The organism is Streptomyces sp. CT34, from assembly GCF_000805335.1.
Lineage (GTDB): Bacteria > Actinomycetota > Actinomycetes > Streptomycetales > Streptomycetaceae > Streptomyces.
The window spans coordinates 1,156,022-1,169,799 of the sequence record NZ_KN708638.1 but is presented as its reverse complement, the minus strand read 5'-3'; the positions used below and the strand labels follow the sequence as shown (position 1 = coordinate 1,169,799).

Below are 13,778 nucleotides of genomic sequence, written 5' to 3'. Positions count from 1 at the left end.
TGGCGATTGACGTCATGTTGTGTGGTGGGGTCGAGCCCGGATGCTTCTGGGCACCGTGTTCAGCTCCCCGTGCAGCCTCTCCTTCTCTGCCTTCAGCAGCCGCTGGTTCTCGGCCCGCAGCCGGGCCAGCTCCTCGGCCGCCGTCTCTCCACGCTGTCGACTAGGGCGCGTATCGAGTCGTGATCAATCGGTGGTCCTCGTGAGGAACCTTGAGCCAGATCATCGCGGCGCGCAGCTGGGGGCCGGTGAGGTAGCTACCCGGGGTCTTGTCATAGCGGGCGGCGATGCCCCGTCAAGCCTTGAGTTTTTTGATCAGGCGCTTGATGGTGTTCGTCTCCTTGTAGAGGGCGACGTCGTGGCTGACAGGCCGACCACCCAGGCCCCCCTTTCTTCCTCCGGTTGGCGGCCTGGCAGTTGCCTCCAGAGGGTCTTGATCGGGGTCAGTGCTGCGGGTCGCCGCCGCCGAACATGGCGACGGCCTCGCGGCCCTTGGCCTGGTTCTCGGCGACGTAGGGGCGCAGCTCGGCTTCGTAGGCGGCGAAGGCCGCGCGGTGGTCGCCGTCGGCGGCGGTCAGGTGCCGGGCGAGGGAGCGGGCGCCGATCAGGGCCTGGGAGGTGCCCATGCCCGCGGTCGGGGCGGCGCAGTAGCCGGCGTCGCCGAGCACGGCGACGCGTCCGGTCGACCAGCGCTCCAGCTGGACCTGGCAGGTGGAGGCGAAGTAGAAGTCCTCCGCGTCCTCCATGGCCGCAAGGAGGCGGGGGACCTCCCAGCCGCGGCCGGCGAAGGCTGCGCGCACGGCCTGCTGCTGCTCGTCGCGGCTGCGCCGGTCGAGGGCGGGCGAGTCGGTGGCGAAGGAGAGGCTGACGGTGAGCCGTTTTGGGTCGCCGGCGCTGAAGAGGTAGACGGCGGCGTTGCCGGCGACCTGCAGCATGCCCTGGTGGTCGAGGCCGAGGAAGTTGTCGGTGGTGAAGCCGGCGCCGGAGAGGCCCAGGTGGTGCAGGGCCTGCTCATGGGGGACAAGGGCAAGGCGCCGCACCCGGGAGTAGACGCCGTCGGCGCCGAGGACGAGGTCGAAGTCACGGGTGGCGGCCTTCTCGAATTCGACGGTGACGCCGTTCTCGTGCTCGGTGAGGGCGGTGATGGTGTCGTCGAAGAGGTACTCGGTGTCGTCGGCGGTGATGCGGTGCAGAATCCGCGTCAGATCGGCCTTCGGGACCTCCAGTTCGCCGGCGAATGCCTCGGCGGGCAGCTCGCCCGTCTTCTCGCCGGCCTCGTCCACCAGGCTCGTGCCGCGCATACGGGGGTCATGCCCGCGCACCTCGGCGAGGATGCCGAGCTCGTCGAGGACATCAATGGCCTCGCCGCGGAAGTCGACGGCGTAGCCGCCGCCCCGGACGGAGGGGGCGCGCTCGACGACGGTGACGCAGCAGCCGGCGCGGTTGAGGAGGTGGGCCAGGGCGGGTCCGGCGACGCTCGCACCCGAGATCAGAACCTTGGTGTCGTTCATGGCGAGGACACTAGCCGCGATTTGACCATTTGGTCAATCCATTTGGATGAACCAAATGGGCAACTGTTCTGCTAGGCTCCGCCACATGGGAAACCGCGAGGATCTGCTGGCGGGCGCGAAGCAGTGCCTGATCGAACGAGGCTGGGGCCGCACCACGGTGCGGGACATCGCCGCGGCGGCCGGCGTCAGCCATGCCGCGATCGGCTACCACTTCGGCTCCCGGGACGCCCTCCTCACCCAGGCTCTGGTGGAAGCGGTGGACGAGCTGGACCAGCTTCCGTCCGCCACAGCGGACGGGGCCGGGCCGGAGGAGCGCTGGCAGGCGCTGATCGACAGCTTCACCACACATCGCGCACTGTGGGTGGCCCAGCTGGAGGCCGCCGTCCAGGCCCAGCACTCTCCCGAGGTGCGCGACCGGCTCGCCGAGGGTCAGCGGCAGGGCCGCGAGGGGCTGGGCGGGTCGGTGCCGCTGGCGCTACTGGGCGGGCTGATGCTGCAGTGGCTGGTCGACCCGGAGCAGGCGCCGTCCGGCGCCGAGGTGGTCGCCGAACTCCGCACGCTTGCCAAGAGGCTGTGACATCGCGCGCTCTGCAAATCTTCAGGAGCTCACGACTGCCGTAGTCCTGATCCCGGACCAAAGCGACGATGGCGCGAGACCGAACACCTGAGCGTTCCAGTCAGACCACGTATCGAGTCATGATCGATATTCGGAGCCGCCCCCATAGCGGGCCTGGGGAACGGTAGACCTTCGTGCGTGACGTGCACGCAAATGACGGACCAGGAGTGGCAGTTCATCGAGCCGTACCTGCCGATCGGCGAGTACGGCCCCTACCCCGAGCGGCTGCGGCAGCAGTTCGAGGGAGTGCTCTGGCGATTCAAGCCCGGCGGACAGTGGCGGGAGATGCCGACCGAGTTCGGAGTCTGGTCGACCGTGCACAACCGCTTCCGGCAGTGGCGCGATGCGGGCGCGTTCGAGGCCCTGTTCGATGGGCTGATCGCGGAGGCCGGGAAGCGGGGTGAGGCGGACCTGTCCCTCGTCAGCATCGACTCCACCACCGCCCGTGCGCACCATGACGCAGCCGGGATGCAGCTGGACCAGAGCGTGCTCACCACCTTGGAGAAGGCCGCGATCGAGGAAGAGAAGGCCAGGTCAAAGGGCGCGGCTCTGAGGAGCAAAACGGGCAGGATGCCGAAGCAGATCCTGTGCGGGAGGAGCGACGACGCCTTCGGCGTCGACACAGGATTCGCCTGAAGGCAGCTCTGTTGGGGCGCTCGCGGGGCGGGCAGACCAGCAAGGTCCACCTCGCCGCCGACCGGAAATGCCGCCCCCTGGCATTCGTCCTGACCGCCGGACAGGCCGCGGACAGCCCGCAGTTCATCCCGGCCCTCAAGAAAGTGCGGGTGTGGGGACCTGCCGGCCGTCCCCGCACCCGTCCCGACGTGGTCGCCGGGGACAAGGCGTAGTCATCCCGCGGTAACCGTGCCTACCTGCGGAAACGCCACATCAAGGCGGTCATCCCGGAGAGGAAGGACCAAGCTGGTCACCGGAAGAGGAAGGGCAGCAAGGGCGGCAGACCCGTCAGCCATGACGCTGAGCTCTACAAGGAACGGAACTCTGTCGAGCGTGCGATCAACAGGATGAAGGCATGGCGGGGCATCGCCACCCGCTATGACAAGACCCCAGGTAGCTACCTCGCCGGCCTCCGGCTGCGCGCCGCGATGATCTGGCTCAAGGACCTCATGAGGGCCACCGATTGATCACGACTCGATACGCGCCCTAATGGCTCAGACGCAGACCGGCCGGTGTCCTTGCGGACCCATGTGCGCAGTGTCTCCCTGGTGATCCCGAGATCCGCGGTCACCGCCGCGTACGTGCGCTTGCCACCGGACGCGCGGTACAGCGCGACGGCATCCTTCCGGAACTCCTCCGGGTACGGAGATTGGCGTCCCACCTGGACACCCCTCCCTGGACCATCAAGATCCATTGCCAGGGTGTCCGCTCCAAAGGATCAGCCTCACCACGGGCTGAGCGCGCCGCGGAGGACCAGCTCCTTGCAGGTCTCATCACCGGCAGTGGCACGACCAGCCGCTCGCCCCGGGAACATCTTGGCGCGGGCGGCAGGCATTCTCATTACGTATAGACACGAGGTGAGGTCGGAGGGTTGCCTAGCCGCTCTTGAGTCAGTGACGCCACCTGCCGCAAGCGCTCTTACCGATATGCATCGAATTGGGCGCCAACCAGGATGGGTCGGCTTTCAACAACACCGAGACGCAACGATCAGCTGCATGTTTGCAACGAAGACGCGTTACATCGCAGCTTGGCCGACTCTTAGAGTGAGGCCGTTGATCTGTACTGGACACGCGTTAACGGGGTACTTCGTGTCTGAATCAGGTTCAGAGCTGACCACTCTGGCCACTACATCAAGAACTGTTGCGCTCTTTCGGCGCAAGCAAGTCGAACAACTCATTTCGGAAGGCGGCCAGGGCCAAGGGGGTTCGCTGCACCGCTCGTTGGGCGTGTGGCACCTGACGATGCTCAGCGTCGGCGCGACGCTGGGCACCGGAATCTTCGTCGTGTTGGGGCAGGCCGTACCCAAGGCGGGGCCGGCAGTCGTCCTTTCCTTTGTCATCGCGGGCCTGACGGCCCTGTTCTCGGCGCTTTCCTACGCGGAGTTGGCCGGCGCTGTGCCGGTGTCGGGGTCCTCCTACTCGTACGCGTACGTCACTCTCGGAGAAGTCGTCGCCTGGATCTGCGGGTGGTGCCTGATCCTTGAGTACGGGGTGTCGGTCGCGGCTGTGGCTGTGGGCTGGGGGCAGTATCTGAACGAGCTGCTGGACGGAACCCTCGGGGTGACGATCCCTGCCGCTCTGGCCTCACCGCCTGGTGACGGCGGCTACTTCAACCTCACCGCCTTGCTGGTCGTGCTGCTCGCCATGGTCTTCCTGCTGGGCGGAGCGAAGGAAAGCGCCCGCGCGAACACCGTCATGGTGGTCGTGAAAATCGGGACGCTGGTGCTCTTCTGCGCCGTGGCGTTCCTGGGCATCCGGGCTGGCAACTACGCACCGTTCATGCCGCTGGGCATGGCCGGCGTCAGTGCTGCAAGCACCTCGCTCTTCTTCTCGTACGTCGGGTTCGATGCCGCTGCCACGGCGGGTGAGGAAGCGCGCAACCCACAACGGGACCTTCCGCGCGCCATCATGCTCTCCCTGGCCATCGTCACGTTGCTGTACTGCCTGGTGGCCGCCGCCGCTGTCGGCGCGGCGCCCTGGCAGAGCTTCAATGGCTCGGAAGCCGGGCTCGCCGAGATTATGAAAAGCGTCACCGGCCAAAATTTCTGGGCCGTTCTGCTGGCAGCCGGAGCTGTCGTCGCCATCGCGAGTGTGGTCCTGACCGTTCTGTACGGGCAGACGCGCATTCTTTTCGCGATGTCGAGGGATGGCCTGGTCCCCAAAGTGTTCGCACGGGTGCACCCCCGCACGGGTGCCCTCCGCGCGAATACGGTGATCGTGTCGCTTTTTTGTGGCTTCCTCGCCGCAGCAGTCCCGCTGGGGCAGCTCGCCGAGGCCACGAGTATCGGCACCCTGTTCGCCTTCGCCCTAGTCAACGTCGCCGTCATCGTGCTGCGGCGGACCCGCCCGGACATGCCGCGCGCCTTTCGCGCTCCGCTGTTCCCCATCGTCCCGGCCGTCGGTTTCATCCTCTGCCTGTGGCGGATGTTCGACCTCGAGGCCGTGACGTGGCAGGTCTTCGGGATATGGATGATGGCAGGACTCGCCGTCTATTTCGGGTACGGCAGACGTCGCTCCAGGCTGGCCGCACAGAGTGAGTGATTAACCCGTCGTGCGCAAGACGAACGACATCGACGAATCCATAGTGTGGGCGCTGGCCGGCGATGCTCGGCGCTCCTACGCCGACATAGGTGCAGAAGTCGGACGATCCGCCTCTGCAGTCAAGCGCCGCGTGGACAAGCTCTGCCAGGAGGGCGCACTCCTGGGTTTCACCATCCGGGTTGATCCAGCCCTCGGCGACCGGCAGACCGAGGGAGCCATTGAGCTTTTCTGCCGCCCTAAGACCACACCCGAGACGATCCGACGCGGCTTGTCTCAATACCCAGAAGTGGTATCCGCTTCCACCGTCACGGGAAATGCCGACGCCTTGGTTCAGGTGTCCACGTCAGGAATCGAGCATTTCGAGCAGGTCCTGAAACGCATCGAGGCCGAACCGTTCGTGGAGCGAACGAGATCCACCCTACTGTCGCCACTCATTCGGAATTCGCAACCGAATAACCGAATAGATGAATAGGCAACAAAATTCACCCCAGAGGGGCTGCGGAGTCATCTTTCCCCTTTGACGATCTCTTTAACGAGAGCTCCGTTAATTTCTTACATCTACTACTTCCCAAAGCCGCCCAGCCTTGTATGATGATTGACGTTACTCGCGAGTAAGCGAGTCGAAAATTCCTTATCTCTGGCTACAGGGATAACCATTCAAGAAGGGCTCCAAATTGAAGAAGGTTAAGCTCGCTATTGCGGGTCTTGCTGTGGCTGCTTGTGCCACGGCGGTTACGGCGACGAGCGCTTCTGCAGAATCGTCCTCCTCTGCCTCTAAGGCGGGAACCAGCGCAGTTGCTTTCCAGGCAGCCGCCGCTAAGCCCGACAAGGTCGGCGCCGCCGACAACGTCATGGCTCCCCAATGCTGGGGCGCAGTTGCGAGGGCCGTGGCGGAGGGCGCTGCGGGAAATGCACTGTATGACGCCGCCAAGTACGCGGCTAACCATCCCGTGCAGGCCCAAGAGAAGATGTTCAGGCGGGGCGGCATTCCCGTTGAGTCCGAGCTGGGTGGGGCCGACCTGTCTCGCGCTTTCGACAACTAGTCGAATATCCATAGTCCCTGGCTACGCGGGTAGCCATTCAAGAATGGTTGCAAATTGAAGAAGGTTAAGCTCGCTATTGCGGGTCTTGCTGTGGCTGCTTGTGCCACGGCGGTTACGGCGACGAGCGCTTCTGCAGAATCGTCCTCCTCTGCCTCTAAGGCGGGAACCAGCGCAGTTGCTTTCCAGGCAGCTGCCGCTAAGCCCGACAAGGTCGTCACCGGCGACAGTGTCATGACTCCCCAATGCGGCTGGGGCGCAGTTGCGAGGTCCGTGGCGGAGGGCGCTGCGGGAAATGCGCTGTATGACGGCGTCAAGTACGCAGCTAACCATGCCAAGCTCAATGGGCCTGTGTTCATGCGGGGCGGAGTTCCTGTTCAGTCCGAGCTGGGCGGGGCCGACCTGTCTCGCGCTTTCGACAACTAACGGTACAGAGACAGCGTGATTAGTCCTGTACGGCGGGCCCACATGGGCCCGCCGTACAGGCACGGTCCAGGAAAGTAATTGAAAAAGTGGAAGATTTCAGTTCTGAAAAAGCTCCGATTGCGCAATGGAGTAGAAGCCGGCGCTACGTCTTGTGGGCAACCGGTGCAGCAGTATCCCTCGCTCTGGCGTTTCATTTCTGCATGACGGCCCTATATAATGCCCCGTTCAATCCAATCAAAGAGAAGTACGGCGATAAAATAACGGCGTATATGGTGCCGTATTTCGGTCAGAACTGGAATCTTTTTGCCCCGGAGCCCATAGATAGGGACCAGGGTGTACTTGTCAGAGCCCAAAAACGGCAGCCTGACGGGTCTAGGATCACCACGGGGTGGACCGATGTAACGTCGCCGGGACTGCAGAAGCTCTACGGCGAGCGACTCTGGCCTTCGAGGCAATTCCGCGTCACCGCTGGCGTGCCGCAACAACTCTCGTCCTGGCGCGACCCTGAAATCGAAAAGTTGAGAAAGACGGGGAAATCGGGCGGCGATGCCGGTGATCAGACTAAACGGAAGAAACAAGGGGTAGAAGGGAATCTCCCACTCACTCGGGGTGAGAAGGATTCCGTAGAGCAGGCAATTCGGTTCACTCAATCATTCGCCAGCTCTGAAGCAATGAAACTTTGGGGGCCTGATATCGAACTCGTACAGGTGCGACTGGTGACGAACATTTATCCCAGGTTCTCGCAGCGTCATGTACGGGGCGCACAGGGAAAGGTTTCTTACTATGACCTGGCGTGGTTGAAGCCAGTTAAGGTTGCGCGATGACGGAAAATTTGCTGATAGCCGGCGCCAAGGACAGCGCCATGCTGCACAGGATCAAGGCAACGGCATACTCCTGGCTTGATCATTTCAGCGGTAGGCGGAATGCGCTTATTGGGGCTTCTCTCACGAGAATCGTCCTGGGAGCTCTCGGCCTTTACTATTATCTGCGGGACTACTTCGATAGAAGTTTTCTTTGGGGTCCTGAAGCAGTATGGCCGTGGCAGAATTTCACCGATGGTGGCTCTTTCTCCCTGTACTCGGTCAGCAAGTCCGAAACATGGTTCCAACTCGTCTTTCATTCCGGCGCAGTGATCGCCCTGCTATTCATGCTCGGCTGGAAGACTCGCGCGATGACGGTGCTGCACTACGTATTCCTGTGGTCGTTGCAGCAAAGAAATCCGATTCTCTTGGATGGCGGTGACAACGCAGCTGCCATCGTCCTCGTATTCTTCGTGTTCGTCGATTCCGGTTCCCGTTTCTCGCTTGATTCCCGAGCGCGCCGCAAGAAACAATTGAAGCAAAGCGCCGAATCGATGCGCTACCGTGTCGGATCACTCCTGCATCACGCAGGTCTGATGGCTGTGATCCTTCAGGTATGCACGATCTACCTTGTCTCGGGCATGGCCAAGGTGCAGGGCGAACGCTGGCAGAATGGAACCGCTCTCTACTACATCCTGCGGGTGGGAGAGTTCGGTTGGCCGGACGTGAACCATTTCCTTTACGAGCACGCCACGCTGATTGTGGTGATGTCATACGCGACCGTCTTCTTCCAGCTCGCGTTCTCGTTCCTTCTCCTCAAACGTTCCCTGCGGCCATTCGCTGTCACATCCGGAATCCTCTTGCATCTGGGAATAGCGATCTTCATGACTGGGCTCGTTACATTTTCTGCAACCATGATCGGGTTGGAACTGATCATCATGGGAGACGGGCACTACCAGCGTCTCGCCGAAAAGGCACGAGAGCTATTCGAGAAGCGTGGCAATCTTCTGCCTGTAGCCCATGCCGACTAGACAAGTGGGCGCGGTAGACGAGTCCATGAAGTCCACTGTGCGGCCATGGTGTGCATCGCGGCGTCTGCGCTACTGCTTCGCCCTGATGGGCATCACCGCCATGGCCGTGCTGGGGATCGGGCTGTTCTTCGCTCCTCATCCTGCAGTTCTCAGCAACGCCACGACGGGAGATGCCACGCTTGCCGCTCAAGTGAAAGCGGCGGCAGACGGAGGATACGGATACCGCGGGCTTTCCGTCGCCGTTGTCGACCCTAACGGGGCTCGTTTTGCAGGATTGGGAGATTCAGGAAATCCCGGGCAGCCGTCCGTCGATAGGTCCACGGTTTTCGAGGCCGGCTCGCTCGGGAAGCCGATGACGGGCATGCTTCTCGCTGAACTCGCAAGCCGGCATACCCTGCAGCTGGACAAACCACTGCAGGAACTCCTGCCGGACGTGCATTTCAGCGACCCGGCACTTCGAACGGCTACCCTCAGCGATCTCGCCAGTCACCGGGCCGGGCTCGATCTCATGCCATCGAGCATCGATACGTTCGTGCGTGGTGTGCGGCTACGAATTCTCGGCAAGGATCCTTACCAAGGAATGACCGAGGACGACGTTTTCGCTGCCGCGAAGGATGCAACCACCAGCGGTACCGGAACATTCCGATATTCAAATCTCGGCATGGCACTTGCCGGTCAGACGGCCGCTCGAGTCCTTGGCAGGTCATACCAAGACCTCTTGCAACAGTATGTCCTTGCGCCGCTGAAGATGCGCAATACCCGAACCGTGCACTCCAATGCTGAAATTCCGCGTAACAGTGCGGCCGGTCAGAAAGCCACCGGTGCCGACATGGAACACTGGATGACATCGGGCTACACACCAGCCGGAGACGTCTGGTCGACAAGCGAAGACCTTGCACGCTTGTTGCGAAGCGTGATGCTCGGCACCTCACCAGGTGCAGAGGCAGCCGTCCCGAAGTTTGACGCCGATTCCGCCGGGCGAATCGGATTGGACTGGTACACCACCCGCATACAAGGGAGAGAAATAACCTGGCATGACGGCGAAACCGGAGGATTTACTTCCTACATGGGTTTCGACCGGTCCAGCCGCAAAGGGGTGGTCATCCTCTCCAATACCGACCAGCCTGTCGACGTTCTCGGAAAACGTTTGCTGGGGATCAGCCCGGACAGAACCTATCCATCTCATGGCGAATCACAGATACTGCTTACGGTGCTATGCAGTGTAGGGGCCGCAGGACCAGTTTTCAATGTAGCCTGGCGAAGATTTCCGACAAGCATCTACCGCATATACTTCACCTTGAGTGTCTGTTTTGGGATCACTCTTCTCATAGGTCTTCGACGCGTCGGTGACTGGCTCTCAGTTCCACCAATCGTATGGATGTTGGGCTGTGGACTTCTCTTCTCCGGGTTCTGGCTGGGAATCTGGCGATGGCCCCCAACGGAGAGTGACCAAAAAGATCGGCGAGGGTTCACGCTGGCACTGCTAGGAGTCCGCTACGCGTTCGCTCTCCTGACATTGCTTCTTCTTGTTGTCTCAGCTGAGCTCTAGCAGAAAGTGCGAGGCATTTATGAGCAACACTGACGTCGCAGTGGTGGGCACGGGACCCAACGGCCTGGCCGCTGCGGTGACCCTCGCCCGCGCTGGCCTGCGCATTGAGTTGTACGAATCCGCCGATGCCATCGGAGGCGGCCTGCGCAGCAAACCGCTCTTCGACGCTGCTGTGGTGCACGACATCTGCGCGGCCGTACACCCGATGGCTGCTGCTTCCCGGTTCTTCCGCGAGTTCGACCTTTCGGCCCGCGGTGTGGAGCTCCTCCACCCCGACATCAGCTATGCCCATCCCCTGAACGGTGACCGCGCTGCCCTCGCTTATCGTGACCTCGGCGCCACATGCGAGCATCTCGGCCCCGACGGTGCACGGTGGCGGGCATTGATGGAGCCACTGCTCCGGCACAGTGCCGGCGTAGTCGACTTGATCCTCTCCGGCTGGCACGGCGCCCCCCGCGACTGCCTCGCTCCCCTTCTGCTGACGCCCAGAGTTCTCGCCCAGAGCAGCCCATTGGTCCCCAGGCTGTTCCGGACCGAGCAGGCACGGTCGCTGTTGACCGGCGTTGCCGCGCATGCTGTAGGGAGACTCCCCAGCCTTGCCTCTGGTGCGGTCGCCCTGCTGCTGGGACACCTCGCGCACGGTACGGGATGGCCGATACCGCAGGGCGGTAGCATCCGTATTGCCCAGGCACTGGCCGACGACATCACGGCACACGGCGGTGAGATTCACACCGGGAGTCACATTGCCGATCTGAGGGAACTCAGCCACGCGGACGTAGTGTTGCTCGATACCAGCCCGAAAGGACTCCTGCGGATTGCCGGCAGCCGGCTGCCTTACCGCTATCAGCGACGGCTCGCGCGCTTCCGCTACGGGCCCGGCGCTGCCAAGGCCGACTTCCTCGTATCCGACCCGATCCCCTGGACCGACCCAGAGATCGGCAAGGCGGGTACCGTTCACCTCGGCGGCACACAACGCGAGATGTTCTGCCAGGAGACCCTCACCGCGAAGGGCATCGCCACCGACGAGCCCTTCGTGCTCGTGGTCGACCCCATGACGGCCGACCCCGGCCGAGGCATGCCTGGTAAACGCCCAGTGTGGGCGTACGCGCACGTACCGAACGGCGACACTCGGGACCCGGTCGACATCATCCGTACGCGCATCGAACGCTACGCACCCGGCTTCACCAACACGGTCCTAGCCCAGCGAGGCATCTCCGCCTCCACGTACGAGGAGTACAACCCGAACTACGTGGGCGGCGACATCGGATCCGGCGCCCTGACACTCGCCCAGAGCATCCTGCGACCCGTGCCCCAGATCGACCCGTATCACACACCCCTGCCAGGTGTGTACCTGTGCTCCGCTTCAACCCCGCCTGGACCCAGTGTTCATGGCATGTCCGGGTACCTTGCGGCTCAGTCCGTACTGCGACGCGAATACGGCATCCGTACACCGCCATCCCTTGCACCGCGCTCTGAGGCCGGAGACCACGCGGCGGCAGAGCCGATCCAGTCCGCCAACACGACAACTCCCCCTGGCGGCCGAAGAAGACGCCAGATCGACTCCGATAGGGGGGAATCGGGCTGACCTGCGGCCCGGCGGCTTCCCGGCGAAAGCGTGAAGCGATTGACACTCTCTCGATGTAAAGCGTACTTTCCATCCGTGCGGAATGAGGTTCGCAAGCTCCGCGGCCTCCAGGGGCTGTCCCAGCAGGCACTGGGCCTTGCGCTGGGGGTTTCCCGACAGACAGTGAATGCCATCGAGCAGGATCGCTACGACCCCTCGCTGGCTTTGGCCATATGTATCGCCCGGCATTTCGGGCTGACTGTTGAGGAGATCTTCCATGTCGATGACGCGTAGCGCCGGGCGTGCGGCGACTCGATGGGGCGTTCTCGCGGTGGCCTTGGTCGCGGGCGCAGTGATGTCGGTGATCTTTGCGATGCGCGGGGAGGTCGCGTTGGCCGTCGCGTCGCCGGTCATCGTCGTCGGGTACGGGCTGTCAGTGACGTTGTCCGCGAAAGGCAGCGATGTCGCTGCACAACTCAGCGGACATGAGGAGGATGAACGACGTCAGCTGATCAATCTGCGTGCATCCGCGATGACTGGAAATGTGCTGTTCCTCGTGGTCACCATCGGTGGCTTCTATGAACTCGCCAGTGGTGGACTCGGCGGTCCCTTCACGTGGCTGAGCGCAGTCGGCGGCATTACGCGCGTCGCTTCTTCGGTCGCGTACACCCGTGGGCGCGAGAATAAGGGAAGGGTGTGACACGGCCCCGTAGCGCGGGGCAGCGGAGCGTGAAGTCGCCAGGGGCTCAGGGGCCTGCCCACCGCAATCGTTGCCTAGATGCGGGCTCCAATCTCCGCTTCGGACTCCCTATGTTCCCGAGCGGCGGCCCCCAGCAGCCAGGCCGATAGACAGAGTTGATGAGCGCCCGGCCGGTGGGCAAATCATGTGCGGCCGGCTACCGGGTTAGAAGGCAGCGGTGCCTGCGACGATCGCGCCGCCCAGTGCCCCCAGCAGACCGTAGACCGCGTCCGACACGGCCCCCCACAGCCAGGCAGTCCAAGTTCACTCAAGTGTTGGTGGCACGACCTACTGGTCGCCAAACTTCGCTGACAGCGCTCAATGTTTGACGGCACGGAACGCCGACCACAACTGTCCCGTCTCGGCTGATGTGGACCGCGTCTCGTGTGATCTGGTCCAATCCGGTCCCGATCTCAGCAGATCGGGTTCGCCGACTTGTTCGGAGCCCGTTGTTGCTTGAGGGCTGCGCAGGCGTGCCCACCGTGGGCCTGGGCGACCGCCGTCCCAACCGGGCAGACCTGACGGCTACGGGTCTGTCCTGACCGCACCGTTTTCTACACTCACGGGATGAACAACTACACGTGCACCCATTGCGGCACCGTCGGTCTGGTGGAAGGTTTCATCGAGGACGCTGGCGATCACTCGCGCGGGTACGCGCGATGGATCGAGGGCGCGTTGGAGCGGGGGATTTTCGGGTGTGCCAAGCGGCTAGGCCGGCCCCGGCGGCAGATAGAGGCGTTCCGCTGCTCCAAGTGCGGGCACCTCGAGCTGTTCGCCGCCGGCGAGGTGTAGTTGGTCCTCGTTGTCCCCGACGCCTGTACGGGCAGTCGCGCGTCCCGCCCGTCGAGCATTCCCCCACACCCAGTCCATCCTGATGAACGGGAACGTTCTGATGGCGCACCGCAACCAGTGGGTGAAGGAAGATTCCCCCACCCACCAGCAGCTCGGCACGCTCACACTGGAAGTGTCCGGTGCAACCGGAGGCTGCGCCGCCGGGTGGGGGTTACCAGCACGGCGAAGAGTGTGTCTTCAGAGTGTGAGCCGAGGTTGTGAAGTTCTACCTAGCGTTTTCGGCGGGCAATGGCATCGGCCCGGCCGTAGTGGTGCTGTGGTGCGGTCTGGGCTGGTGTCGTTCAGCCGGTGAGGAGGATGTGCATCCGGTCGGCGAAGACGGTGGCGGCGCAGCAGGGTGGCGCCGCCGGTGCGGGCGTGTTCACGCAGGGTGGCTTCGGTCAGCTTGATGACGTGTTCGTCGTTGGAGTCGTGGGCTCGTTGCAGGAGCGTACCCTT

The 13,778-nt window shown here is 63.1% G+C and carries 11 protein-coding genes and 3 pseudogenes; 11 read left to right on the top strand and 3 right to left on the bottom strand.

From position 1 onward, the window contains the following. Positions 1–160 precede the first annotated feature (160 nt). Positions 161–391 (bottom strand): annotated as a pseudogene (locus tag RZ84_RS40670) (hypothetical protein); the annotation flags it as partial. Positions 392–440: 49 nt separating this feature from the next. Then, positions 441–1,508, bottom strand: coding sequence for an FAD-dependent monooxygenase (locus RZ84_RS05295; RefSeq protein ID WP_043262604.1), 1,068 nt, complete (start codon positions 1,506–1,508; stop codon positions 441–443). 85 nt (positions 1,509–1,593) lie between these two features. Here RZ84_RS05295 and RZ84_RS05290 point away from each other — a divergent pair, with 85 nt between their 5' ends. Together RZ84_RS05290 and RZ84_RS36205 are read left to right on the top strand one after the other, a co-directional pair. After that, complete coding sequence (locus RZ84_RS05290; protein ID WP_043262607.1) at positions 1,594–2,085, top strand: TetR/AcrR family transcriptional regulator; 492 nt, start codon at positions 1,594–1,596, stop codon at positions 2,083–2,085. 177 nt (positions 2,086–2,262) lie between these two features. Next, positions 2,263–3,266: pseudogene (locus tag RZ84_RS36205) on the top strand (IS5 family transposase). Positions 3,267–3,310: 44 nt separating this feature from the next. Here RZ84_RS36205 and RZ84_RS42475 read toward each other — a convergent pair. Continuing rightward, a pseudogene (locus RZ84_RS42475) lies at positions 3,311–3,460 on the bottom strand (transposase); the annotation flags it as partial. Between the two features lie 448 nt (positions 3,461–3,908). On the opposite strand from RZ84_RS42475, the gene RZ84_RS05275 reads away from it, so the two are divergent. The 9 genes from RZ84_RS05275 to RZ84_RS05250 all read left to right on the top strand — a co-directional run bounded on the left by RZ84_RS05275 (position 3,909) and on the right by RZ84_RS05250 (position 13,280). Then, positions 3,909–5,339 (top strand): amino acid permease, encoded by a 1,431-nt coding sequence (locus RZ84_RS05275; RefSeq protein WP_052230427.1) that lies wholly within the window; start codon positions 3,909–3,911, stop codon positions 5,337–5,339. Positions 5,340–5,349: 10 nt separating this feature from the next. After that, positions 5,350–5,811 carry an Lrp/AsnC family transcriptional regulator gene (locus RZ84_RS36195; RefSeq protein WP_078893597.1) on the top strand — a complete coding sequence of 154 codons (462 nt, stop codon included), beginning with the start codon at positions 5,350–5,352 and terminating at the stop codon, positions 5,809–5,811. Between the two features lie 1,080 nt (positions 5,812–6,891). Beyond that, a complete protein-coding gene (locus tag RZ84_RS38780; RefSeq protein WP_157878775.1) occupies positions 6,892–7,629 on the top strand; it encodes a DUF5819 family protein in 738 nt (245 codons plus the stop codon). Continuing rightward, entirely contained in the window at positions 7,626–8,636 is a 1,011-nt protein-coding gene (locus tag RZ84_RS05270; RefSeq protein WP_052229792.1) for an HTTM domain-containing protein, read from the top strand. Before RZ84_RS38780 ends, RZ84_RS05270 begins: the two co-directional genes overlap by 4 nt. Positions 8,637–8,661: 25 nt before the next feature. Beyond that, positions 8,662–10,185, top strand: a complete 1,524-nt coding sequence (locus RZ84_RS36190) for a serine hydrolase domain-containing protein (protein WP_157878774.1) — start codon at positions 8,662–8,664, stop codon at positions 10,183–10,185. Positions 10,186–10,204: 19 nt separating this feature from the next. After that, positions 10,205–11,770: a phytoene desaturase family protein gene (locus tag RZ84_RS05265; RefSeq protein ID WP_078893595.1), complete on the top strand. Its 1,566-nt coding sequence runs from the start codon at positions 10,205–10,207 to the stop codon at positions 11,768–11,770. Positions 11,771–11,845: 75 nt separating this feature from the next. Next, entirely contained in the window at positions 11,846–12,043 is a 198-nt protein-coding gene (locus RZ84_RS05260) for a helix-turn-helix transcriptional regulator (RefSeq protein WP_043263288.1), read from the top strand. Beyond that, positions 12,027–12,449 carry a hypothetical protein gene (locus tag RZ84_RS05255; protein WP_043263287.1) on the top strand — a complete coding sequence of 141 codons (423 nt, stop codon included), beginning with the start codon at positions 12,027–12,029 and terminating at the stop codon, positions 12,447–12,449. The genes RZ84_RS05260 and RZ84_RS05255 overlap by 17 nt, the downstream gene beginning before the upstream one ends. Positions 12,450–13,055: 606 nt before the next feature. Beyond that, a complete protein-coding gene (locus RZ84_RS05250) occupies positions 13,056–13,280 on the top strand; it encodes a hypothetical protein (protein ID WP_043263286.1) in 225 nt (74 codons plus the stop codon). Positions 13,281–13,778 lie beyond the last annotated feature (498 nt).